The 21259-nt window shown below is 41.5% G+C and carries 31 protein-coding genes and 1 pseudogene; 2 read left to right on the plus strand and 30 right to left on the minus strand.

The genetic code is table 11. The annotated features are described in order from the left end of the window. Positions 1–50 precede the first annotated feature (50 nt). Together MWG72_RS10600 and MWG72_RS10605 are read right to left on the minus strand one after the other, a co-directional pair. Positions 51–689 carry a hypothetical protein gene (locus tag MWG72_RS10600; RefSeq protein ID WP_247144010.1) on the minus strand — a complete coding sequence of 213 codons (639 nt, stop codon included), beginning with the start codon at positions 687–689 and terminating at the stop codon, positions 51–53. Positions 690–1022: 333 nt separating this feature from the next. Next, a complete protein-coding gene (locus MWG72_RS10605; protein WP_247144011.1) occupies positions 1023–1583 on the minus strand; it encodes a hypothetical protein in 561 nt (186 codons plus the stop codon). Positions 1584–1859: 276 nt separating this feature from the next. Here MWG72_RS10605 and MWG72_RS10610 point away from each other — a divergent pair, with 276 nt between their 5' ends. After that, the gene (locus tag MWG72_RS10610; protein ID WP_184413110.1) at positions 1860–2030 is read left to right on the plus strand and encodes a hypothetical protein; all 171 of its coding nucleotides are present in this window, start codon (positions 1860–1862) and stop codon (positions 2028–2030) included. A 30-nt stretch (positions 2031–2060) separates the two neighbouring features. Here the strand turns inward: MWG72_RS10610 and MWG72_RS10615 are convergent, their stop codons facing one another. The 28 genes and pseudogenes from MWG72_RS10615 to MWG72_RS10750 all read right to left on the minus strand — a co-directional run bounded on the left by MWG72_RS10615 (position 2061) and on the right by MWG72_RS10750 (position 20441). Continuing rightward, positions 2061–2399, minus strand: coding sequence for a hypothetical protein (locus tag MWG72_RS10615; protein ID WP_247144012.1), 339 nt, complete (start codon positions 2397–2399; stop codon positions 2061–2063). 457 nt (positions 2400–2856) lie between these two features. After that, complete coding sequence (locus MWG72_RS10620; protein WP_247144013.1) at positions 2857–3597, minus strand: phage tail tube protein; 741 nt, start codon at positions 3595–3597, stop codon at positions 2857–2859. Beyond that, positions 3584–3772, minus strand: a complete 189-nt coding sequence (locus MWG72_RS10625; RefSeq protein WP_247144014.1) for a hypothetical protein — start codon at positions 3770–3772, stop codon at positions 3584–3586. Before MWG72_RS10625 ends, MWG72_RS10620 begins: the two co-directional genes overlap by 14 nt. 9 nt (positions 3773–3781) lie before the next feature. Further along, positions 3782–4204: a phage tail terminator protein gene (locus MWG72_RS10630; protein WP_247144015.1), complete on the minus strand. Its 423-nt coding sequence runs from the start codon at positions 4202–4204 to the stop codon at positions 3782–3784. Further along, positions 4179–4676 carry a phage virion morphogenesis protein gene (locus tag MWG72_RS10635; protein WP_247144016.1) on the minus strand — a complete coding sequence of 166 codons (498 nt, stop codon included), beginning with the start codon at positions 4674–4676 and terminating at the stop codon, positions 4179–4181. The genes MWG72_RS10630 and MWG72_RS10635 overlap by 26 nt, the downstream gene beginning before the upstream one ends. Positions 4677–4683: 7 nt before the next feature. After that, on the minus strand, positions 4684–5127 hold the full coding sequence (locus tag MWG72_RS10640; protein WP_247144017.1) for a gp436 family protein: 444 nt from the start codon (positions 5125–5127) through the stop codon (positions 4684–4686). A gap of 7 nt (positions 5128–5134) precedes the next feature. Next, complete coding sequence (locus MWG72_RS10645) at positions 5135–5494, minus strand: hypothetical protein (RefSeq protein WP_247144018.1); 360 nt, start codon at positions 5492–5494, stop codon at positions 5135–5137. A 10-nt stretch (positions 5495–5504) separates the two neighbouring features. Next, positions 5505–6578, minus strand: a complete 1074-nt coding sequence (locus MWG72_RS10650; protein ID WP_247144019.1) for a major capsid protein — start codon at positions 6576–6578, stop codon at positions 5505–5507. 3 nt (positions 6579–6581) lie between these two features. Beyond that, positions 6582–6968: a hypothetical protein gene (locus tag MWG72_RS10655; RefSeq protein WP_247144020.1), complete on the minus strand. Its 387-nt coding sequence runs from the start codon at positions 6966–6968 to the stop codon at positions 6582–6584. After that, positions 6965–7933 (minus strand): hypothetical protein, encoded by a 969-nt coding sequence (locus MWG72_RS10660; RefSeq protein ID WP_247144021.1) that lies wholly within the window; start codon positions 7931–7933, stop codon positions 6965–6967. Before MWG72_RS10660 ends, MWG72_RS10655 begins: the two co-directional genes overlap by 4 nt. Positions 7934–7986: 53 nt before the next feature. After that, positions 7987–9192 carry a phage head morphogenesis protein gene (locus tag MWG72_RS10665; protein WP_247144022.1) on the minus strand — a complete coding sequence of 402 codons (1206 nt, stop codon included), beginning with the start codon at positions 9190–9192 and terminating at the stop codon, positions 7987–7989. Between the two features lie 3 nt (positions 9193–9195). Continuing rightward, a complete protein-coding gene (locus MWG72_RS10670; protein ID WP_247144023.1) occupies positions 9196–10653 on the minus strand; it encodes a phage portal protein family protein in 1458 nt (485 codons plus the stop codon). Between the two features lie 12 nt (positions 10654–10665). Next, positions 10666–12342, minus strand: a complete 1677-nt coding sequence (locus MWG72_RS10675) for a terminase large subunit (RefSeq protein ID WP_247144024.1) — start codon at positions 12340–12342, stop codon at positions 10666–10668. After that, positions 12339–12830: a DUF2280 domain-containing protein gene (locus MWG72_RS10680; protein ID WP_010117574.1), complete on the minus strand. Its 492-nt coding sequence runs from the start codon at positions 12828–12830 to the stop codon at positions 12339–12341. The genes MWG72_RS10675 and MWG72_RS10680 overlap by 4 nt, the downstream gene beginning before the upstream one ends. 59 nt (positions 12831–12889) lie before the next feature. Beyond that, entirely contained in the window at positions 12890–13531 is a 642-nt protein-coding gene (locus MWG72_RS10685; RefSeq protein ID WP_247144025.1) for a putative metallopeptidase, read from the minus strand. Beyond that, on the minus strand, positions 13491–13928 hold the full coding sequence (locus MWG72_RS10690; RefSeq protein ID WP_247144026.1) for a hypothetical protein: 438 nt from the start codon (positions 13926–13928) through the stop codon (positions 13491–13493). Before MWG72_RS10690 ends, MWG72_RS10685 begins: the two co-directional genes overlap by 41 nt. 59 nt (positions 13929–13987) lie before the next feature. Further along, a pseudogene (locus tag MWG72_RS10695) lies at positions 13988–14185 on the minus strand (I78 family peptidase inhibitor); the annotation flags it as partial. A 304-nt stretch (positions 14186–14489) separates the two neighbouring features. Then, complete coding sequence (locus tag MWG72_RS10700) at positions 14490–14792, minus strand: I78 family peptidase inhibitor (RefSeq protein ID WP_163166426.1); 303 nt, start codon at positions 14790–14792, stop codon at positions 14490–14492. A gap of 434 nt (positions 14793–15226) precedes the next feature. Beyond that, on the minus strand, positions 15227–15409 hold the full coding sequence (locus MWG72_RS10705) for a hypothetical protein (protein WP_247144027.1): 183 nt from the start codon (positions 15407–15409) through the stop codon (positions 15227–15229). Between the two features lie 757 nt (positions 15410–16166). Beyond that, positions 16167–16403, minus strand: coding sequence for a hypothetical protein (locus MWG72_RS10710; RefSeq protein ID WP_004646432.1), 237 nt, complete (start codon positions 16401–16403; stop codon positions 16167–16169). Between the two features lie 158 nt (positions 16404–16561). Continuing rightward, a complete protein-coding gene (locus tag MWG72_RS10715) occupies positions 16562–16801 on the minus strand; it encodes a hypothetical protein (protein WP_247144028.1) in 240 nt (79 codons plus the stop codon). Continuing rightward, positions 16802–17239, minus strand: coding sequence for a hypothetical protein (locus MWG72_RS10720; protein WP_247144029.1), 438 nt, complete (start codon positions 17237–17239; stop codon positions 16802–16804). After that, positions 17236–17646: a DUF559 domain-containing protein gene (locus MWG72_RS10725; protein ID WP_247144030.1), complete on the minus strand. Its 411-nt coding sequence runs from the start codon at positions 17644–17646 to the stop codon at positions 17236–17238. Before MWG72_RS10725 ends, MWG72_RS10720 begins: the two co-directional genes overlap by 4 nt. Positions 17647–17716: 70 nt before the next feature. Continuing rightward, the gene (locus MWG72_RS10730) at positions 17717–18034 is read right to left on the minus strand and encodes a hypothetical protein (protein ID WP_004730172.1); all 318 of its coding nucleotides are present in this window, start codon (positions 18032–18034) and stop codon (positions 17717–17719) included. Next, positions 18031–18777 (minus strand): ATP-binding protein, encoded by a 747-nt coding sequence (locus tag MWG72_RS10735; protein WP_247144031.1) that lies wholly within the window; start codon positions 18775–18777, stop codon positions 18031–18033. Before MWG72_RS10735 ends, MWG72_RS10730 begins: the two co-directional genes overlap by 4 nt. Then, positions 18774–19709 carry a replication protein gene (locus tag MWG72_RS10740; RefSeq protein ID WP_247144032.1) on the minus strand — a complete coding sequence of 312 codons (936 nt, stop codon included), beginning with the start codon at positions 19707–19709 and terminating at the stop codon, positions 18774–18776. The genes MWG72_RS10735 and MWG72_RS10740 overlap by 4 nt, the downstream gene beginning before the upstream one ends. Before the next feature lie 48 nt (positions 19710–19757). Continuing rightward, entirely contained in the window at positions 19758–20213 is a 456-nt protein-coding gene (locus MWG72_RS10745) for a phage regulatory CII family protein (RefSeq protein WP_064101979.1), read from the minus strand. Between the two features lie 39 nt (positions 20214–20252). After that, entirely contained in the window at positions 20253–20441 is a 189-nt protein-coding gene (locus MWG72_RS10750) for a Cro/CI family transcriptional regulator (RefSeq protein ID WP_064102162.1), read from the minus strand. 100 nt (positions 20442–20541) lie between these two features. On the opposite strand from MWG72_RS10750, the gene MWG72_RS10755 reads away from it, so the two are divergent. Next, entirely contained in the window at positions 20542–21189 is a 648-nt protein-coding gene (locus MWG72_RS10755; RefSeq protein ID WP_064101978.1) for a LexA family protein, read from the plus strand. Positions 21190–21259 lie beyond the last annotated feature (70 nt).

A 21259-nucleotide genomic window follows, 5' to 3' on the forward strand; every position in this document is an offset into this window, starting at 1 on the left:
AATAAAAAACCCTGCTCAGGGGCAGGGTTATAAAAATTAGATGTTAAGCATTATGTGCAAAACTTTTCCCATACAGTTTGAAACTCACTAGATTCTATATTCTCCCCATCGATAGCAACTATCGCAGGACTTGCTATAAATCGTTTGAACCCAGTGTAACCACCAAAACTGTTTTTGCTATTTACTTCACCACACATACCGTTCTGATTACGTATTTGTGCACTTTCAGGATCTTTCAGGAAGTTCTTCAATGCAATTTCAGCATCCACCTGCATTGCAATAGCACGATCACGTGCCTCTCTCTCCCGATTACGCCGTTCTTTCTCAGCTAATTTAGTGGCCTCACGTTCAGCCTCGATCCTTTGTTGCTCTTCAGAGCGTGCTTTACGGTCTGCTTCACGAGCTAGCAGCTCAGGACTTGCTGTTCCATTTTTTAAAGCCTTCTCTTCAGAAGCTTGAAGGAGTATGCCTGAAAAACCTAATAAGAAAAATATACCCACACCCAACCAGAGACCTTTAATAGATGGACTTATTTCAGTTATCTTTTTCTGAATTGGGGGTAACATCAAAATACCAGCCAATATCATAAATATACTGCCTAAAAAGCTCTCGCCAAGCAGTGACAACCCTCTAATAATAAAGACCACCCCAAAAAACCAAAGGAATACTGCAATTAATTTATTTTTCATTACAAATTACGCCATAAGATTTTCACAATTCTGTCTCGGCATAAAATGATGGTGTACTCCTGAAGATCAACACTTTTTACATATTCAGTAGCTGCACAGTGAAGTCTTCCATCTTCCAGGACGTAGAATCTCGGCTTACCAAGCTCAAGTTTACTTTTAAGTGCCTGATGACTATCCCCAATTCTTACCAAATCACCGGATGGAGTGCGAATGCTGGTAGTTGTCCTTTCTGCATACGTGAACCCCGACACCAAACATAAAGCTAATAATAATTTTTTCACAATAACCCCCTAAATAGTTATTTTCCAATCATAACTTTAGGGCGCTGCACGATCAATCAGAAACCATTTCTATCTTAAATGACTCAAAGCCTTTCTTATCAGATTGTGCCACACGTGCAGCTACGGCGTTATTAAAGATTCCCTGTTTATACATCTTGTTTGCAGCCTTAACGTAGCCCTGGAATGCGCCGTAGGTCATTTTCATGATCTCGCTATGCTGATGGCCCATGGATACCAGAAACTGGAATGAATCAAACCAAGTCGAGTCATCTTTCTTTTTAGCTCCACGCTTTGGCTTTTCATATTTGAAGTAAGCCTGATTAACGAGAAGCACTGCTTTAAGCAGATCTTTGAATCTTTGCTCATCAGCAGCAAGTTCTACCAGTGATTCATGATCCAGATCGGTGACGCATGCCACAGTCGAAATGACCTGCACACCGTGAGCTTTAAATAGCCCTGTCAAAATCTCATCTGAATTATTTTGGTCTTTGATGAAGTTCTTCAATACTTCAGCATGCATTGCCCAAGTGTCGAAGTCTTTCATCTGGATCTGACGTACTTCAATGTCATTGATTTTGAGGTTCCGATTCGTTGCTAGGAAAAAATCATTCATGATGGGTCTCTGAAATAAATTTTAGACATTAAAAAAGCACCCGAAGGTGCTTTCTATTAAAGATTTAGTCTAGTACTCGTCTATGTTGTGAAAATTACTAACATTTCGTTAATCAAATCTACAAAATAATTTCATCAGAAAAGCATTCTTACGCAAACCTAGAAACCTATAACTTTAGACCTGAATATCTTACATATCCCGACATAGCTGATACATCCGTGATTTAAATCATTCTCTACACTGAAATTAGGTCTTAGAAACGTAGAGGAAATTCAATTGAAAAAGTATTCGAAAATTCTAATCTTAGCTTTAATGGGATTTACTGGTACCGTGGCTATCGCAGCTGACTCGATTCCAATAGAAGCCACTGCCGCAGCTGAAGCGCAACAGGTTGCTTTAGAATATGGAGATGGTAAGGACCAAAAATCCGAATCATCTGGTGAATAAAAGAAAGCCCTTAATTAAAGGGCTTTTTAATTAATTCCAGCTTGGCGTACAAGCACTCTTCCATGACAACTCAAATTGCTTTTGATCCGTCTGATTTTCTACAAGCACTATATTTTTCTGAAGCACAATGAAACGCTGGAAGGGAACATAATCACTATCTGCTTCTTTATAGCTTACCTCTCCACACTCTCCTATTTGATTGCGGAACTTTGCCGAATCAGGGTTGGGAATAAATTCTTTTGTAGCTTCTTTTGCAAATTCAAGCTGTTCCTTTTTGCTTGTTTCTAAATCAAGATGCTGACCACTAGATTCCTTGTGTCCACACCCAGCTAAAATCACAATAAAAAAGAATAAGCTTAAATTTTTCATAATATCCCCATGTATTAAGGGCGACACTTTACATTAATTTTCAATCTTATTTAAAGCCTCGGGAGAGTGGATTTGTAAAGTTATGTTTTACTATTTTAAGTCTTTTTAAAATTGACCCTATATATCCAGGTGAAACTTCCACTTATCAAAAAACCGCCCCAAAGGCGGTTCTTAGCTTACTAACTTACTGACATACAAAATAAATAAAAGTAGAAATAATTATTACGGCTAGGATGGAGACAAATATTTCTATTTTAGTCATAGCAGTTTTATTCTTAACATGAACTGAATATCTTTTATATCCCCATCAGATGAAAATTAGAATAACAAAAGATTACATAATCTTTATTTTTTACTATTTATTAAGTTTCATCTTAAATGTTTTAAGACTTATTACTATAAGGCAGGCACAAAAAAAGACGCATAGCGCCGTGGAGTTCTTTGTGCCTGCGTGGGGTTATGCTGCGATTTTAAAACGCTCAACCACACCAAATGGGCCTAACTGCGCATCTTGCGCTTTGGTTGAATCAGCAAGACATTCAAATTCAAGGTCAAAGCTAGCAAAATCCTCATTAATCAGCGCAAATTCAGTTTCTGGTGAAAATTGAACACGCCATAATTCAACAGCTAGCTTATCCCCGGTTACTGTGTCAATGCCCTTAAATAACAAGGCATACTCATTACCGAGGTTGTTTGCAATTGAAGTACGTTCAACAGGTCCAGACGTTCCAGACCAAACAACTGGTCCTGCTGGTGCCTGATTAAAAATCACAGTTCCAAATACCGGATCGAGCACATACGTTGATGCTCCGACTGTATCTTCACCAGATTTGAACACAACGCTGCTCAGGTTGCGCTTTCCAAGATTAATCATTTGCCCCACGGTTACAGTGCCAAGTGTGGTATCAGTAATAGTGGACTCAGCAACTGTATTTGTATTACCACTGAACACAATATTTTTATTCTGCTTAGTTACCTCTTCAGCAGTCATGGATCCAGTCACGCCGGTTGCTTTGCGCAGAACCATATCTTTTGCACGTGTACCATCTTTCGATGTGTAATGGTCTGTACTTTCAGTAGTAATTGCAATAGCAGCGTCAGTCGTATTGCCCATCGGGTACAATGCACCTACCACACCTTCAACATATTTTGCTGCAAACCATTCACCCTGTAATGAAATTAAATCAGGCTTTGACATCTGCTTTCACCTCTTTTTCTGTTTTAGTTGTTACTGTAGCTTTTTGTGATTGCTTGACTTCCTCAATCACTCCACGCTGCAATAAATCTTGGATTTGTGCATCATCTAGCCCACCTACCACATCGCCCTTTTGAAAGCGACCGACAGGCTGAGTTGCCTTGTATTGTTTTGCCATGACTGGCTCCTAAATGAATTTCTGTGATTCAAAAATAATAGTGATGTATGCAAAGCCCGGACTATAACCATCCCGAACCGATATGAAATCCAGTGTTGTGCGTGATGCTTGAGGCTGCCAACCGGAAAGTAGTTGAATTACTTTTTCAGTCAAAAGCCCCGCTTCATCACTTACAGCACGTCCATCGGTCATTTGAGATTGAGCATTGCGGCATGCAACCGTAACCGCCCATTGCTGACCGATCTGATTGATGCTTCCACGACCTGCACTAGCTTTCTTGTCTATGCGGACAAAATTGACATGTGCTGACGGCGTGACCTGCGACATCTCGGTTACGGTGACTGAATTCAACGGCGTATAGATCTGCTTAAATTCTGGAATTTCTTTCAGCTTTTCTGCAATCTCATCACGCACCGCGAAGAAGGTGCTCATCTATAAAACTCCCAACAATATCCAAAACCATAACCTCATCTTCAGCATCAAGACCGAGTTGAGTCCGAGGCGGTAAAATCGACTGCTTAACTTTCCGATATTGGCCACCCACTGCAAAAGTGATGTATTGGCCATTCTTGGGCAGGATTGTTGCGCCGTAATGCAGATGTGGTGCGTACACAACATCTGTACCCACCTCCACACCACTTGAAAGTACATTGTGTGTGTAGGAATTCATTAGACGACCAGTATCACGCAGTGTTTCGCCACCTTGCAGCTTGGCTCTCCATGAAATCTTCCACGGGTTACCATCCACACCAGTACCGGTTAAAAACCGATTGTGGACACTACTTTCAAGCCCAGCACCGATCTCATCAAACAACTGGCTCTTGAGTGAATCAAAGTCACCTAATTGATTCAGCACCGCTTCAATAGGTGAACTATCTGCCTGAATGGTTATTGCAAAAGCCATAAACACCTCACTTCATGCTGGGCATTTGATCTAGGATAGAATCCCCAAATACACCACCGGTATATGAAGTACCGACTGGCGCCGTCGAAGGTCGCCCTTTAGGTTGGTCGTCGCTGATTTGGTTACTGGTATCTAGAATTGCCAGTGAGTTTTTACCATCACGCACACCCTTTAAGAAATCTATCGCCATCCTGTAACGGACTTCGGTAGCTTCAGGTGCTTCCTCGAAATAAAGTTTATAGCGAGCAATTTCACACACTATTCGCTTTAAATTATTAGGCACATTGGGCAAGGGTAATGGGTAACGTACTGCTAGATATCCGTCCACTTCCTCACAAGCATCTTGCAATGCTGTGTCTAATGGATCTGGAGCATCAGCAGGAAACATGAGCGCAAGGTTAAGTACGTTTTCACCAAATCGAGCGACTAAATCATCTTTAGTCGCATACATAGATCACCTATTTGGTTTCATCAGCAGGTTTTTCACCGGCTTTAGGTTTTGCGGCAGGTTTCACCTTTTCAAGTTCAGCCACTTTTGCCTTTAGCTCAGCAACTTCTTGATCAGCCTTGGCCTTGTCCGCAACTGCTGCCTGATTGGCTTCAGTTAAGGTTTTATTTGCTGCTGTTAACTCAGCATTGGACTTTTCAAGTTCAGCCAAGCGTGCGGCCGTGCCATCTGCCTTAGGTTCTTCCGGCTCTTGATATTCTTCAATAGCGCCAGATGCTAAAAGGGCCTGAAGTTGTTTAGCTTCAAGCCCTTTGATTTCCTGACCTGGACGAAAATGTCCGATCGATTGTTTTGCAATGTACTTCGACATGTATTACTCCTTAAACGAATCCACGACCGCCGACTAAACCGTTCTTGTTGTTTGGAACAGCAAGCGGAGATGATTCAGCAAGCATCTGAATACTTGAAGGGTTCTTTTCTTGCCACTGACCCAAATAGAATTCTAGAGCTTGGCCAAATGCCTCAACGTTTTGTAATGCACAATGTGCAATCCATCCATTCGCATCCGAAACAAGACCAAAAAAGTCTTCAGGAATAAAGCGATCAGAGGAGCCGCCCATATTGTGACTCACGTCATAAGTCCAGATTTCAATGTTATCCACTGTGCCACGGAATTGGGGCTTATCAGCTTGATCGAAAGTCGGAGTTAATGGAACACTGATACCAGCATACGGCGCAATGAACTTCTCCTTGAACTCTGGATCCTTGATTAAGGTGTTATATACCTTAGATGTGGTCAAGGCCATGATAGGTGATGTACCTGAGTGCTCGATAGACAAGTCAATCATGGCTTGAATATCTTTCACTGGAGTAGCACCAACCTGTCCCCATTTAATTAATGGTGCGTAGTTACAAGCTGGATTACGCTCATAGTCCACTTCGTACATCGGGAAGTCTGCAGAAGCAAAAGTAGTTTTACCGTAGAGAAGCACATCACGCGCAATTAATAGCTTTCGGTTTTCAATTGACTGACGAAGATATAAAGCCTTTTGAGCCTGATCAATCAGCAATAGATCCGCATCAGACAAACGATTTGAACCGGTCGCAATTACACCAAATCGACGTAAACGTGCAATAAGCGCTGTGTTCTGCACCTCACTTGGCATGACCGTCATCATAGGTTTCAGGTAAGCCGGCTTAACGAATTTCACGTTGCCAGATTCACCCACTTTAATTTGACGACCTGCTGCAGTTGGGGTAACAAACGGCGCAAGTGGAGTCGCTGTATTTAACTCACCAACTGGTACTTCTTTTTTAGTGTATGAAACACGTTGTGGAAAGAAGCGATCCATCAACCAGGTATCAACTTTTTGAGTGGTATCTGTTAACAATAAAAGTTGTGGCACATCCAGCAATTCAACCGGTGCATTTTGAAATGTAAAAGTTTGACTCATGTCTTAGTTCCCCACAACTTTACGAAGTTCGATTTTGTTTTTTAATGCTTGTGCGCGTACAGCATCATATTGAGCGGTGGTCAGCGGCGTTCCATTCACTGTTACTACTGCAATATCAAATGCACCCTGTACATAGAGCGGCATTTCAAAATTATTTGCAGCATGGTAAGTAGCTTGCTCTGCTGTGAAATCTGATACAGCAATAGCATTCCAGTCACCCACCACACCCGTGGTAACTGCAGGATGATCAGCCACATTATTGGCATCTACGTTAAGTAAATCGCCGCGCTTATATGCTGTACCAGTTTTTACTTTGGCATTTTCTGTACGTACGCCATCACCGACCACTAGCTGTTTATTTTCAATAGTGCCTGTTAATACTTGGCTCATGATTTAGCTCCTTGTTGCTGCGCTGCCATAAACTGATTGAATGCCTGATCTAAAGCCGAGCCTTGTGGAGCTTGACCACCCTGCCCCGGGTTTGCTTGATGAGTAAACAAGTGAGCAAATGCTGGATTCATACTTGGTGTTTGTTGTGGCTGTGGTGCAGCTGGCTGCTGTTGACTACCTACCGAGAACTGACGAAGTTGCTTTGCAGTAAAGGCAAAAACTGAATCATCCATATTGGTATAAGCCGTTTTATCTTCAGCACTGAACTGTGTTTTCAGCTCAGTTTCTAAAGCTGTAATTTCATCAGCACGTTTCTGTGCTTTGAATTGTTTCAGTTCAGCCAGTGCTTCATCACGTTCACGCTCTGCCTGCTCTTTGGCCTGTTGTGCTTTTTCTAATTCGGTCACGTCTGTGTCCTCTTTGGTTGGGTTTGGATTAGCTTTGCCCGAGAAGGCTTTGATTGATGTATTGCGATCAGCACCAGTCGAGCAGATCGTAAATTCACGAATGCGGTTTTGACGGAAAATTGTGATTGGGCCTTCAAACGACTGACCATTCACAATGACTGTCTTGCCTTGAGAAACTTCCTCAACAGATCCCGGATCAATCATCATGGACATCTGGAAAGGGAAACCATCATCGGAGTCCTGAACAATTTCCTGTGCTTTTGCATTCGTGAGAAAGTCACCTGATACATCAATCTTCCCGTTGGTATCTACGGTTTGAACAACACCAATTCGACTTGAACCAAAGTGTTCTTCAAGTAAGGCTGTTGGCTTATCAATCTCAATCCCATCAAGATCAAAGACCACACCTGAGCGTCCCCAATACCAGTGACCATCTACACGACCACCGGCATAGGCAGTGCCTTTGAATTTTCGTTTTTGCCCTTCTTCGGCTTTCGGTACTTCGATTGCTGAGGCATTGAATAAATACTTCAGCCGTTCTTCATTTGGATCTGGCATTTTTCATGCTCCATAAAAAAACCGCCCAGAAGGCGGTCATATTCATTTTTAAATTAGTTCAACAAGGGCTTGAGTGTATAAACCATTTGCCCTTCAACCGTTTCAATCGAAACCACTTCAAAAGACAATCCCATCGGCATGAGAACGCCGTTGCCAGCATTCAGTGCATCCAGATCAATACCTAAACCTTTTGCATTCTCAATCTTGATTACGATATCTGAAGCTGTATCAACCATCAGTAACGGCGCATTCAATTGAACTGTCTGCCCCACCTGATAAGCCGCTACTTGATTAAGTGTCGCAGCACCCACCACGGTTGAAGCTGTATTGCTCGCCACAATTTGAATAGCTGTCATGTCGGTACTCAGCCAGCGCTTAAGTACATCATCAGCCAGAGAGCTTGTAGCAGAGTTTAAGTAGCTGCTCAGTGAAGCATCATTTCCCTGTACATAATCAAGGAGAGTCCGAATCGCACTAGGTCGGATACTCGGATCAAGAGGAATAACCGTATTGGCCACTGTGTCGAATAGGTCCCGAGCCTTATCATCCATTGGAGCGAACAGACTGGTCAGCTTTTTACTCGCCGTCCACTCAGCTCTTATAAGTTCCTTCTGCTCGAGGAGATATTGCTTATCTAGACTTGAAGCACTGATCTTTTTATCAACTAAAGATTCAAGTTCACCAAACTGCAATGGATGAGAACTCCAATCCAAAGCCTCGGCAATTTCTGGTAACTGATCATCAGGTGTAATGCCGTATTTCAGCGCCTGTTTCTCTGTTAAAGCAATTACGGTGCACCGGCAACGAAAGCCCAACGGCGGATAATGTGTCAGCCAGAACGGATGATCAATAGGCAATACGATCCGGTTCAAAGCCAAATGACTAGGACGCACCCGACTATCATCGATAGCTGAGTACATTAGATAAGGACGGCGTTTCTTGTTCCGTTGCTGCTGGATCCATCGACCATGACCGTAAGCACTTTGGATGTTCGTACGAAATACATTGTCCAGGTAGTGCTTTGGCAGAATGATTTCAGATTCTTCAATCAACTTCTGAAAATCCTTGAAAGTACCGCCGTCGGCAATCGATTTATTCACTGCCTTAATGACCGTCTCAATCTGTTCAAGACTCGATAGAAAGCTAACCGTGGTTGCCATCTGCCGAGTCTTTAGATCCATCGAATAAAACTCATCAGGCAGCACGATCTTTTTGCTATGAGCGTACCGAAGCGCCTCAAGGAACGTGACTGGTTGCATAACTTACTTCCCATTTTGAGCCGTCACATACCCCAATACATCTGCAGCATACAAAGCCTGATCCAGATTGGCCGTGAATTGTGTCTGAGTTGCACCAGGTATTAATTGCATCAGGTTATAAGCCAGACTTTCAGGATTATCAGATTTGAATACTAATTCCTTGACCTGATCCGGTTTCAGTAGCTGCAATTCATCCTGGCCATCAGTCAGTTCTTCAACTTCCTGTTGTTCAGGTGAAAGCTTGTTTGCTGATGCCTTAAAGTTGAATGCCTGACGCGGTACTGCAGAGAATTGATTGAAGGCAGTTTGTGTTTGCTCAACCAGATCCCCATCCTGCAGTCCGTACTCACGAATAAAATAATCTTTAGAAAGGTTGGCCCCAGCATTCTTTAAATGAACATCACGCTCAGCCTGATCCTTATTCAGCGGTTTTGGCTTTTCACCAAGCATTACTTCATAATCACCCCAACCGTTTAAAGCGCATAGAGCATTGACCACAGCCTGTAAAGTCGGTGTGACAAGCCTAATATCAGATTTAAGCTTATCCATTCGTACATTTTCATGCACTTGACCAAGACTGTAGCTTCCCTTCCCATCTGTTCCGCTGGTAAGCGTCTGCCCTAGTACAACTTTCTGGATCTGACGAATCAGCTGATTATTAAATGCCTCAAACGCTGCCCCTGCTGAACCGTTTGTTCCTGGTGCGGAAAGAATCTGAACATCATCATCTGCATCAATCGATAATACGCTTTGAGCATGAGCAGTTAACAAGGCTTTGCTCATATCATCAGTTTCAGTATCTTTGCACTTACCCAGTAAGATTGGTGTTCCAAAACGTTCGAGGAATTTCGCCCAGAATTTGAAGCCATTCTGCTTAAAGAAGAATAACCAATACAGCGTGGCTAATAGCGCTTTACCATATGGCTGTTCGTATGTGGCTTTACGGCGTGTTAAGAAGAATTTGAATGCTTGATCTACCTCATGATCTGCATTGTTTCCATCCTGACGATAGATTAGCCGACCATCATTCTTAGGCTCAAACCATTGCATCGGTTTTTCACCAATCCATTGCAAACCAATATAACCTTCCGACTTTAGCTCATATACAGCTTCCTGAACCGAGTACCCGAAGAACAGTGCACTCATGGCAGCAGTCGCAATTTCATGGAACCATTCTTTCAGGATGAGATTCAGCTTTTCCGCTTCATCCGTATCATTTGGTTCAATTCGCAATGGCGTTGCTAAAAGTGCATCAATCCGTGTTTCAACTACTTGTGCAATCTCGTCATCATCAAGCAGTACACGCAATCTGTGGCGTGTAATTCCAGCTTTGCGCAGCACTTCATCAGTATCTGGTTGCTTGCCAAAGTTCACCAGAAACTGAGTGACTGCTTCTTGAGTGTATAAATTGCCGTAAGACAAAGCCTTCTTTGACGCTTTGTCCTTTTTAGACTTTGCCATGTTTTTTCCTTATCAATAGGTTCGAGTACCTGCACCTGCAGGTTTTTTCCGTTTTCGCTCACGGATATCACTAAAGCAAATCATGACGCCGTCTGCTCGGTTTGGAGACAATGCCCCGTCCGGTTGCTTATTGACTAGGATTTTGCCTGCACCATTCTTCGTATAAGTGGGTTGTGATAACTCTCGCTTGAGCTGTTCAAGCTCCTGCTTGTTTATATCTTTGGTAGAAAGCGAAATAAGATTGTCTGGGTCATATTGCATACCTTGTAAGGCTCGATAAGTATTCTGAAATCTGATACGCAATGACCACCACATCTGAGCTTTAAGATTGGCAAAGAAGTCTACGTTTTTACGCGCCTCAACCATTTCCTGCTCCGGGTTGTGCACCGCACCTGAGCCTCGGAATGGATTTGCTTCGATCTCCGGAATACCTTTGGATCTATTTTGCTCATTAATGACTCGGGCATCACCACGCACACCAGCACCAAGACCATCGGCATCGTAATAAAACGAGTTCAAACGTAGATCAAGACAAGCATCAATAGCTTTCTGAGTTGTGCCAAAGATGTCATCACCAACGCCTGACCAAGTATCCAAATACTGCAGTACGATGCCATGACGTGCGGCAAAAGAGTTTTTATCCTTGCCCTCATCTGCCACATCAAGCGCACCTATACATTCCCCTGACGGCTGAATATCTAATTCAAGATGAGCATCAACGGCAGCTTGTACCCATGCTGATGGAATCAACACACCTTCTACCGAGGCGGCATAATCAATATCAACCTCTTGAGCTAAAACAATGTCATCAAGAGTGGCTAATTGTTTTTCATACCAGGGGTAAATTAATTTGCCATTAAATTCGACCTGCCAATTCTTATCTGGGTTATCACGCCATGCCATCGTAAAAACGGCGTAACGACCACTAAAACGATCTTGGTGAAACTTGTCCCCAATACCGTTTGGTGTAGATCCCTTGATATGTACGTTTGTGTTTTGAGAAATGGCAGCATCAACAGCTTCTTGCCGCTCTACGAATGCCCATTCATCCAGAAAGTACATTGTGGTACGACCACCACGGCCAATATTGTCACCAGCCTCACCCGTAACCGTTGCGCCGTTGTCCGGGTTGATGATTCGCATGTAGTTGTCATGCACTTTCTCGACAAAGCCTTTAGGTTTCATCCAGTCTGGCAGCTTGGAAAACATATCCCTAAATTTGTGCAGTAACGTTTTCGGATCGCCTTTTTTATCAACCAGATCTTCTTTACGACTACCGACGCCACCAGCAAAGCCTTCAACGAATAACCACCGGTGCAAATAAAAGCCCAAGACTACATAGCTCATCCCTTCGTCACGACTTTTTTCAATTAAACCGTGTGTCTGGGTACCTTCACGTTCAATCAGCCAATCAACGAGTTCAACCTGACCAGGACGCAAAACAAAAGGAATATTCGCAGGCAGTCCAAAAGGCATGCCCCGTGGATCGTAAGTCCATACCCAGTGATTAAACCAATGAGCCGGATCATTCTTACATCTGTAGATTTCAGCCTCTCGACTTAGTTCATTCTGCTCTATCAGCATCCGGTAGTAATAACGCCGTTTCATTTCTTCAATGATTTCAGGCAGACGTGTATTGATCGTCCACTCTTTAATTAGTGGCGCTATATCTTCGATTGCATAAGTCATAACTTGCCATTAATTGCTAAACGCGAAAGCTCTTGAGCGGATAGTCCGTTAAGCTCATCTGGTGTGAATTGATGTGTTGATTTGGTTTCTTGCTGAATAGGCCCGCCGTCTGGACCAGTAATTTCTTGCTTTGTCACACGGCCATCTGTTTCTTGGAATGCCTGTTTCAGCAGATTTTGTTTTGCCCGTTTATTTTTTCCAGAATCCTCATACATCTTCTGAAGCTCACGTAAACGAAACGCCTTGTTAGCAATCGCAATATCATCAATATTTTCACGAAACTCTTTGCGAGTTTGCTCAAATAAATCCTTTAACTTTTTACTGAGATTACGACCTGCATATTTTGTCGGGTCATAACTGTGACATTGTTTTCGATCAATCTTGATCTTATATATTTCTTCTACCGCGTCTGCTACTTGTTGAGGGGTTTCAAAGCAAGCAAGAGACTGAACTATAAACATTTTTACAGGCTCTTTTAATGCTGCCATAAACACCTCTTTGTCGTTCTACGTCGTACAAGATAGGCAAAAAAAAATAGCCGTTAGGCTCAATTAATCACACAGTTCCCACAACACGCAGCAATACTTGTTTCGGATACAAACGGCGCATTCTTAGCAATTTCCAAAAGTCGTTTGACAGACTCGTCTGCACCCCACCGTCTGGTCTCACCAAAGAACACTTCGACATCATGGCCAGCCAAATAATGTTTAGGCAGTCCAGTCATATCGCTATAGATAATTTCGCCATCAGCATCCCGCTCTACACCAATGTGATACAGCTCATGTTCAATCAAACGGCAGAATTCACGATCTGAGGCTTGTTCACAGAAAGCAGCATCCACAGTAATCAGATATTGAGGTACAAAGCCGAACCAATCCCGCATCTGTTGTTCCTGGCGTGCTTTCTTCCAGCCACCCACGTTAAACATGACCTTTTCACATTGCCCAAGCACCATACGTTTTTTCGCTACGGCGGCCGATGAAGCCCAGGCGAATGCAAGGAACTCTTCATTGTCATGGAGTAATTCAGCAATATGGTCATGATCCGGGTTATGAAGTTCACCACCTAAAGTGAGCCAGTTTTTAATAACCCATTCTTTAAGCTCTGGTGCAGGTGCCAAGCGAATGGCTTCTTCTTCCTCGGCCTGATCAATCAGATCCGTCGGTGGGAATGGTCTGAACTGTTCCATCTTCTAATCTCTCTAACTGACTTCGAATCCAGTTAATTGCATAACCTGATTCAATTTGATGGGGTTCAAGACGCACAAATATATAACCTTGATCTTCAGCAAGATCATACTTATTAAATGAATTCGCTATCTTTCTTCCGCCGCGACCAACCGCCCATGGACTGCCCGCAATTTCTATAAGAAGATTCAACTTCACAATATAAAAATCAAACCGCCAATTTTTGGTTGATTCAAATTGAAACTTCCGTCTGTAGCCAATTCGGTATTCTTCTAATTCTTGAAATAAGGTTTCTTCAGCTTCTAAATATTTTTCTCTAGCCTTAGGTAGAGGTTTATTGCGGGGTTTGGTTTTGATTGGGCCTTTGGCGGTTAAGCATTTATAGAGGTCTGGATCCATGAATATTACCCAATAAAAAACCATCCGAAGATGGTTTTTTATTATTCAGTCTTGAGCTATTAGCCACAAGATGCTTGAACGATAATTTTAGTTTGTGGGTCAGTTACTACCGTAACTCTCTCTAAACGGTAATCTAAAGTTACCGGTTGGCCAGGTGCTACCATACGTACAATTTCAGCATTAGTCTTGGCTTTAATTGCTGCTTCAGATAAACCAGTTTGTCCAACAAGTTTGGTTGCTTCCTCTGCTACACAGCTAGTCATCGTATTTGGTTGATGAGAAGGCATCTGTTCAGGATTATTTGCACACGCCGTCAATGTAACTGCTACTAGAATTAAAGATAAATTCTGGATAATTTTCATAAGTTTCTGTCTTGTTGGAATAAAAAATTAATCATACCGAATAAGAAAGTATCGGTTGCAGGCTTAACAACAGTCTATATATTCTGCTTAATCAGAAAAATAATGAACTGTCGCAATAGTTATCTAGTGCATTCCCCAGACTTTTAACAGTGATAACGGGAAAACCTCCCAAAGGAGGTTCTATGCATAGATTTAAATTTTAACCACAAAATGCCTTAAGAATAGTTTGGGTTTGTGGATCAGCAATTACAGTAACTCGTCCTGGATGATAATCTTTAGTTATAGGTTGGCCCGGTGCAACCAGTCTAACAACCTCAGAATTTGTTTTTGATTTGATATCAGCCTCGCTCGATAATGTCGTACGTGCTAATTTTGCTGCACTTTCAGGCACGCATTTTTTCATCATCTCAGGCTTGTGAACAATTTCTGTATCAGGAGTACCTGCACAAGCAGTCAAAGTCACTGCTGCAATAATAAGTGACACATTATAAATAATTTTCATAAGCTTCTATCTTTAACATATAAAAGCAGGATGATACCTAGGTCGGCTTGAGCAAGCCTAGCCATATCAACAATGTTAATACACTTCTTTAAATATTGAAATTTAAAAAAACCCACTTAACTCTCCCAAATTAAGCAGGCTCATGTCAGGTCAACAATTTCTTTCATTGTTTTTATACACCTGTATCTTAGCAAATAATTTATCTAACTAAATATAATTATTTGCTTCTTTAGACCAAGGGGTAATCACCCAACCTCTTTCAAGCAATCACGGCACTCTTTCTGGTTATCACTGATCTCAGTTACACCGTGAAGACCGAATAAGCAGAATATAAATTGGAGCATACTTTTCTCCTGATATTAAAAACCCCACTAAAAAATGGGGTCATTACAGCTTATTAAGCGGGAAAACAATTCCTCATCACCTGAACATTCTTAGCTATGAAGAACTTCTAATTCAAAACCGTTATCAATCATTTTATTAATACTGGGTATCAGTGCCTCTATCCACTCTCCCTTGCTCCAAACCCTTAAGACTCCATTCTCTTCCTTATAGTAAGCATGATCGAAAAGTGAGATATGATGAATAACCTGTGTTCCGTTTGGTATACGTGTCATACAAACCTCCAGACTTTTTGTTGTAATTTTAATCTATCAGAATATTATGTTTTTTAATTATAGATGCTTGTATCAATTCACTATTAAATGTGACCTATCAAACAATGTAGCAACACATGACATAAGAAAAATATAGGCAAAAAAATACCTCCTTTATAGGGAAAGGAGGCAGAATTAGAAAGACTCTACAGCATAGAATCTAGGTGACTATTCTATCTAAGTTTATTTTTTAATCAACAGTAAAAATCATTTTATTTGTTCAATAAAAAGCCCACTTACTCGTCAAATAAGTGGGCCAGTGCTGTAGTCACTTTCTTCGTATTGCATCTTCTTCTTATCGCAAAAACAATATAGCACTAACGCTTTAACCAGAAAGTATAGAAAATACTAAGAAAATGTTTTCAAATGTTGAGCTTGAGTTAATTTTCTTTTCAAATAATAAATTCTAATCATCAAAAAAAATCCTATATTGAAATGAGCTTTCAGTTTAGCCTCAAGAAATCTATTTGGAGGCCTCTATCTTTTCAACTACCTTCTCAAGATTTTCAATCTGTCTTTTTTTATCAGACCTATACTGATAGAAGCAGAAAAATAATAAAAATATGGACGTGAACAATATTCCGCCTACAAATATAAGATTTTTACGTTCCAAGACTATACTCACTTGCTCTGAATATAGTTCCAAGTATGACATCTTGTTGATTAAAGAAATATTAAAAAAGCCCACCATTTGGCGAGCTTTCCTTGATGCTTAAACCTATTTTTGACATTTCACGTTAAACTGGTATTCGTCTTGAGTGACTTTAATTTTAATATTTTTATATTTTCGCTTGTTTGGATCCATTGCCGAGCCAGCCACTTCCTCAAAAAAGCTACGATCATTCATTAGCTCGCCATACGCTTTATAGCCTAATAAAATCTTTTCAGGCTTTTCGCCTTCAGCCACTAATTTACCGAGAGTATCTTCTAGTTTTTTAACAGTTAAAATCGCCATTTCAATTAGAGCTCAAAAACAAAAAGGCATTATCACTTAATTTTATGAATAAATAATGTCAAAAAAGCCCACCATTTGACGAGCTTTTAAATCAATCTAGTGCTTTAACGTACACTTCGATCACTATAACAGAAATATGCCATATCTCGTCTAGACGGTCAATCCTTAAACACGTTAATTTTAGGCTCTTTTTCTTTTACCAAGCTTGATACTGCTCTCATTACCTGAGGTATTTCAATTTCATTGATTTCCAATTCATCAGCCTCAATATAAATATAGCCCGTATCTCCATCTATAAATTTATTTACCACCGTTTCTAGAGGAAACTTACCATCCCTCATCATGCCGAAAGCCAGCCAATAACTAGCCTTCCCACAGGTAATGACTATTCTACCCATTTAAATTTTCAGCCTTTTATCATGTCCTGAAAGATAGAATTTAGCACAACTCACCATAATTGCTGCCTGAGCTTTCGACTGATTGGTTTCTTGAGCCACTCGACTCAGCCCTTTATTTTCCACTTTGTTTTTCACTAAACACATTAAAGCAAACTTAGTTGTAAAATCCGCTGTATCGGCCTGAAATACACCTTTCAGTAATTCCTGAACTTTATCCGCTTCAAAATCACTAATCTCGCACTTGATATAGCATTTAGAGTTACGCGGAGTTTTATCAGCCTCACGGATCAACCAATAAATTTGATTTACATGTAACCCATCTGGCAAATCTCCGCCCTTCATCCGAACGGTTTCACACCATGCCCCAAACTGTTCCAACCACCCATCAATGTTGTACTTCGCCCAATCCATTACTTCTGCCTTTACCGTCGCATTCATCCCAAATCCCCTACCATCTTCTCAATTTGCTGTATCGCTAAACCTGACTTCACTTGATCTGTACTAAACCGTATTACTTGAAAACCCATCATTGTTGCTGCGTTATATTTTTCCATGTCCCCGATATACCCCTTGCCTCTGGTATGCCTTCCTCCACTCCAGATCGCACCTTCAACCTCTACCAGTATCTTTTTTCCTACCAGGTGGAAATCAGCTCTCCATTTCCGCTTTGGGTGAAACTCAAATTCCTGCTCAAACTCAATTTTTAAAGTTTTGAGTTCTCTGGCCAGTTTCGCTTCAAACTCATTCGGTACTTTTTCGCCTTTCACCTTAGGACGCTTGGAGCGCACTTTTGGTCTGGTGGCTTTCACCATCTTTTTGTATTCAGCGATTGAGTAGCTGGTCATTCACACCACATCCTCAATACAACGGCGCCAATAGCCATGAAAATAAACATCAGCGCTTTGTTTAGATCCTTCATACGGCAATTTCACCCTTTACATTCATAATGTCTTTGGCATATGCAGTTGCACGGTAATGACTCTCTGATACACGCTCCAAATAACCACCTTTGACATGCTCCTGAAGCAGGCTGTAAATAGTGGTTCTATGAAAATCAAAAACAGCTTCTTGCACATCCTTCACTGAAAATGGCGTAGTGGCATAACAAGCAAAAAGCATCAAACTTATCTGATCTTCAAAGCTAACTTTCCTATGGATTTTTGACTGATCATCAGAATCAATTTGCTTAATCTCGCCACCATTTTTCAAGAATTCTTCAATTGTTGTATTCACACCCCACCCCCTACACGCCGATCCATCCAATTGCACTCAACCACAGCCAATCCGTCATGCTGGAACCGGGACCATAGTCGATCACCCAAATCAGTCGCCAAATCATCCTTGGTCATATTTGAAATCAGCATGGTCGGCTTACCTGCGTCATAACGCGCATATAAAACCTTGTGAACCAGTTGCAGGCGGTTTTCATGGCGATCATGCAATCCATATTCATCCAGAATCAGAAGGTCATAATCGGTATAGCGCCAGATTGCGTTGGCTTCGTTGTCATCGGCTTTTTTCCAAGCGTTGGCAATCTCATTAGCCATATCTTCAGAAGTGACGTAGCGGGCGTATTTACGCGCCTCCAGAACGTTGCGAGCGACTGCGCATGCCAAATGGGTTTTTCCAGTACCAGTACGACCCGCCATAATCAGATTGAGAGTGATGCCTTCCAGAAAGTCTTTAGTGAATTTCACACACTGAGCTTTGGCATGTTTCTGGCCGTCGTTAGTGGTGATGTATTCCTTAAAACCACTGTTTGCATGACGACCTGGTAACTTCGCGCCTTCAAAATGCTTTTCACGAACCATCTGATTGACAGAGGCTGCATGATCCTGATGGGCCTGATTTAAGATTTCAGATGCACACTGTTTGCAAATTGACTGGTTACCCAGTTGAACTTTTTGCATTTGGTGGCGGTCACAGTATTCAGAGCTGATCTGAATTTTTGAACCAAGTAGAGCTGCTGCATTCATACTAAGCCCTCCAAGTCGATGTCATCGGTTGCGGGTGCGTATTGTTGAACCTGGCCCCAGTTTTGATTTACGTTGCGGTTGTTTTGGGCGGGTGCTGTAGAGTGTGAATTTTGTTTTTGAGTGAACTTTCGCTTGATCCACTTCACGAAGTTTGAATACATCTGGGTGTCTGTAATCTGACCTGCGTTCAAACGTGGTTCGTAGTGAGCATTCACTTCAAGTAAAATCTGATTCACCAGTTCTTGGGTCATCGGAGTTTCACCTGATCTCTGTAACCAGGAATTCAGAGAATGTAAATCTGGTGTCCAGAGATTCAGAACCTGATCAACTGAATTTTCTTGCGTGTTTTTCTCTTTAAAGTTTTCTTTAATATTTTCTTTTAAATCTATTTCTTTTACAGAGTGACATTTGATGTCACTAGTGGTGGTGACATTTGATGTTACTGGTGTAGTAGCATTTGATGTTACTGGTGTGGTGACATGAGATGTAACTACATTTGATGTAACTGCATTAGATGTAGTTACATTTGATGCTACTGCTTCAATAGAAATACGATCACCTAAAGTCAGTGCGTAAGAGCTGCTTTTACCCAAGGTTTTAGTGATGCTGATCAATTGGTATTTAGCTAAATCAGCCATACATTTGCGTACAGTCCGCTTGTCCTTAATTCCAGTGATCTTCATCACCAAGGTTTCACCTAATGACTTTTGATCCAAGTGAAATCCTTTGATGTGACGATTTAGTAGAACGATGCACTTAATAGCATCCCCACTTAATACAGCCAGATAACCTTCGTCACAGATGAAATTAGGCAAGGGTGAATACCCATCATCTTTTTTCGACATGGCTTGTCGCTCTAATTTTTTAGCAGTGGATGGGTGTAACGAAATATCGTTGTCTACCCCCTGCTTGTGTGCTAAATTTGATTTCATATTCAATGCCCTCTAAAGTTTTGAATTGATAAAGCCTGATCCACGAAATCAGGCTTTTTCTTTTTCTACACAGGTATGAACTTGTGTATCCAGTTCAGCTAAAAGCATATGAAGCTGATGAATTACTTTTGACATATCCATTGCTTCCCCTTGTGTTATACGTCCATCTGCCATCATTTCCTTGAAGACTGCGCAAACATCACCTCCCCCCATCCCAATGCTTAAGACAAGATCCGTTAATGCTATATCCCGACATTCAGGTATTACTGGTAGATCAATGGATACCTTGCCATGTTCCGCATTCAGGCTTTGCAAAATACGAAAGTCACCAGTGATAGCCATGATCTTGGAGGCTTCCGCTAATGTGAGATGGTGTGTATCGGTATTTGGATTAACTTTGCTGTTAAGCACAGCTGGGCTTTTAATTCCTAGACGTGGAGCTATTGCACTTGCGCCACCTGGATAATCATGAACAGTGTTGTATGCCGCATCAGTTATGTTCATTTAAGATTCCTTTGAACGTTTTTGTAAGTTAGCTATGGCTTAAGCTACGTTTGAGACAGTGGAATCTAGAGGTTTTAATCCATTTGCTAAATCACGCACTTGATATTCACGCGCTAATGGAATTTTTTGCTCAGGCCATTGGCTGATTGCTTGCGAACTAATGCCTAGTTTGTCTGCCAACTCAGTGACATTACATTTCAAGAGTTTTAAAGCTTCTGATTTGGTCATAGATAATGCCTCAATGGTAACTTTTCTTACCTTATTAAACAGCATAAAACTTACCTAGTCAAATGGTAAGATTTCTTACAAACAGGATCGGCTTGAATTTATGGAAACTTTAGGTACTCGGCTTAAAGCCTTGAGAAAAAATAAAAAAATAACTCAACAACAAGTAGCTGATGCAATTGGTGTTTCTAAAACATCCGTAATCTATTGGGAGAAAGATGAAAACCTTCCAAAGCACGATAGTTTAATGGCTTTAGCCAGAGTTTTAGGGGTTACTTCTGATTACCTTTTAAATGGTAAAGGGGGCTCTTCCTTTGACAATAATATTAGCATTCCCCTCCCACTTGCTGGTCGCCTTGTCCCTGTTATTTCATGGGTTCAAGCAGGCAGCTGGACTTCTGTCGAATCCGTTCCTGCAGGTACACAATTTGATGAATGGCTTCCGCCAAATCCAAAGTGTGGAAAGAATGGCTATGGGTTGGAAGTCGTGGGCGAATCAATGCTCCCAGACTTTCGCCCAGGCGATAAGATTTATGTAAATCCTGATTTTCAGCCAGATGAATTGAAAACTGGCGATCTGGTGATTATGTCTTGCGAAGGTGATGCAGAAGCAACTTTCAAAAAGTTGATTGTTGAAAGTGGCAATATGTATTTACAACCTTTAAATCCTGATTGGCCGGAAAAGACTATGCCATTGATCCTGGGTTGCAAGCTTGTTGGTAAGGTCGTTGGATTATATCGGGATGTTTGAAAAATAATTCACCGGTGACTAAAAGACGCTATAGGCGGCTTGGGTTGAACACAATTTTAATTATGGGAAG

The organism is Acinetobacter lwoffii (assembly GCF_022967985.1).
Taxonomy (GTDB): Bacteria; Pseudomonadota; Gammaproteobacteria; order Pseudomonadales; family Moraxellaceae; genus Acinetobacter.

Coding starts and splice junctions, on each gene's coding strand:
- MWG72_RS10675 (WP_247144024.1), bottom strand. CDS start 12,342: ATGACTTATGCAATCGAAGATATAGCGCCACTAATTAAAGAGTGGACG.
- MWG72_RS10680 (WP_010117574.1), bottom strand. CDS start 12,830: ATGGCAGCATTAAAAGAGCCTGTAAAAATGTTTATAGTTCAGTCTCTT.
- MWG72_RS10650 (WP_247144019.1), bottom strand. CDS start 6,578: ATGAGTCAAACTTTTACATTTCAAAATGCACCGGTTGAATTGCTGGAT.
- MWG72_RS10630 (WP_247144015.1), bottom strand. CDS start 4,204: ATGAGCACCTTCTTCGCGGTGCGTGATGAGATTGCAGAAAAGCTGAAA.
- MWG72_RS10620 (WP_247144013.1), bottom strand. CDS start 3,597: ATGTCAAAGCCTGATTTAATTTCATTACAGGGTGAATGGTTTGCAGCA.
- MWG72_RS10725 (WP_247144030.1), bottom strand. CDS start 17,646: ATGACCAGCTACTCAATCGCTGAATACAAAAAGATGGTGAAAGCCACC.
- MWG72_RS10705 (WP_247144027.1), bottom strand. CDS start 15,409: ATGACACGTATACCAAACGGAACACAGGTTATTCATCATATCTCACTT.
- MWG72_RS10615 (WP_247144012.1), bottom strand. CDS start 2,399: ATGAAAAATTTAAGCTTATTCTTTTTTATTGTGATTTTAGCTGGGTGT.
- MWG72_RS10685 (WP_247144025.1), bottom strand. CDS start 13,531: ATGGAACAGTTCAGACCATTCCCACCGACGGATCTGATTGATCAGGCC.
- MWG72_RS10635 (WP_247144016.1), bottom strand. CDS start 4,676: ATGGCTTTTGCAATAACCATTCAGGCAGATAGTTCACCTATTGAAGCG.
- MWG72_RS10740 (WP_247144032.1), bottom strand. CDS start 19,709: ATGAAATCAAATTTAGCACACAAGCAGGGGGTAGACAACGATATTTCG.
- MWG72_RS10700 (WP_163166426.1), bottom strand. CDS start 14,792: ATGAAAATTATTTATAATGTGTCACTTATTATTGCAGCAGTGACTTTG.
- MWG72_RS10715 (WP_247144028.1), bottom strand. CDS start 16,801: ATGGGTAGAATAGTCATTACCTGTGGGAAGGCTAGTTATTGGCTGGCT.
- MWG72_RS10645 (WP_247144018.1), bottom strand. CDS start 5,494: ATGTCGAAGTACATTGCAAAACAATCGATCGGACATTTTCGTCCAGGT.
- MWG72_RS10670 (WP_247144023.1), bottom strand. CDS start 10,653: ATGGCAAAGTCTAAAAAGGACAAAGCGTCAAAGAAGGCTTTGTCTTAC.
- MWG72_RS10720 (WP_247144029.1), bottom strand. CDS start 17,239: ATGAATGCGACGGTAAAGGCAGAAGTAATGGATTGGGCGAAGTACAAC.
- MWG72_RS10655 (WP_247144020.1), bottom strand. CDS start 6,968: ATGAGCCAAGTATTAACAGGCACTATTGAAAATAAACAGCTAGTGGTC.
- MWG72_RS10600 (WP_247144010.1), bottom strand. CDS start 689: ATGAAAAATAAATTAATTGCAGTATTCCTTTGGTTTTTTGGGGTGGTC.
- MWG72_RS10605 (WP_247144011.1), bottom strand. CDS start 1,583: ATGAATGATTTTTTCCTAGCAACGAATCGGAACCTCAAAATCAATGAC.
- MWG72_RS10640 (WP_247144017.1), bottom strand. CDS start 5,127: ATGTATGCGACTAAAGATGATTTAGTCGCTCGATTTGGTGAAAACGTA.
- MWG72_RS10665 (WP_247144022.1), bottom strand. CDS start 9,192: ATGCAACCAGTCACGTTCCTTGAGGCGCTTCGGTACGCTCATAGCAAA.
- MWG72_RS10660 (WP_247144021.1), bottom strand. CDS start 7,933: ATGCCAGATCCAAATGAAGAACGGCTGAAGTATTTATTCAATGCCTCA.
- MWG72_RS10750 (WP_064102162.1), bottom strand. CDS start 20,441: ATGACCAAATCAGAAGCTTTAAAACTCTTGAAATGTAATGTCACTGAG.
- MWG72_RS10690 (WP_247144026.1), bottom strand. CDS start 13,928: ATGGATCCAGACCTCTATAAATGCTTAACCGCCAAAGGCCCAATCAAA.
- MWG72_RS10735 (WP_247144031.1), bottom strand. CDS start 18,777: ATGAATGCAGCAGCTCTACTTGGTTCAAAAATTCAGATCAGCTCTGAA.
- MWG72_RS10710 (WP_004646432.1), bottom strand. CDS start 16,403: ATGGCGATTTTAACTGTTAAAAAACTAGAAGATACTCTCGGTAAATTA.
- MWG72_RS10625 (WP_247144014.1), bottom strand. CDS start 3,772: ATGGCAAAACAATACAAGGCAACTCAGCCTGTCGGTCGCTTTCAAAAG.
- MWG72_RS10755 (WP_064101978.1), top strand. CDS start 20,542: ATGGAAACTTTAGGTACTCGGCTTAAAGCCTTGAGAAAAAATAAAAAA.
- MWG72_RS10745 (WP_064101979.1), bottom strand. CDS start 20,213: ATGAACATAACTGATGCGGCATACAACACTGTTCATGATTATCCAGGT.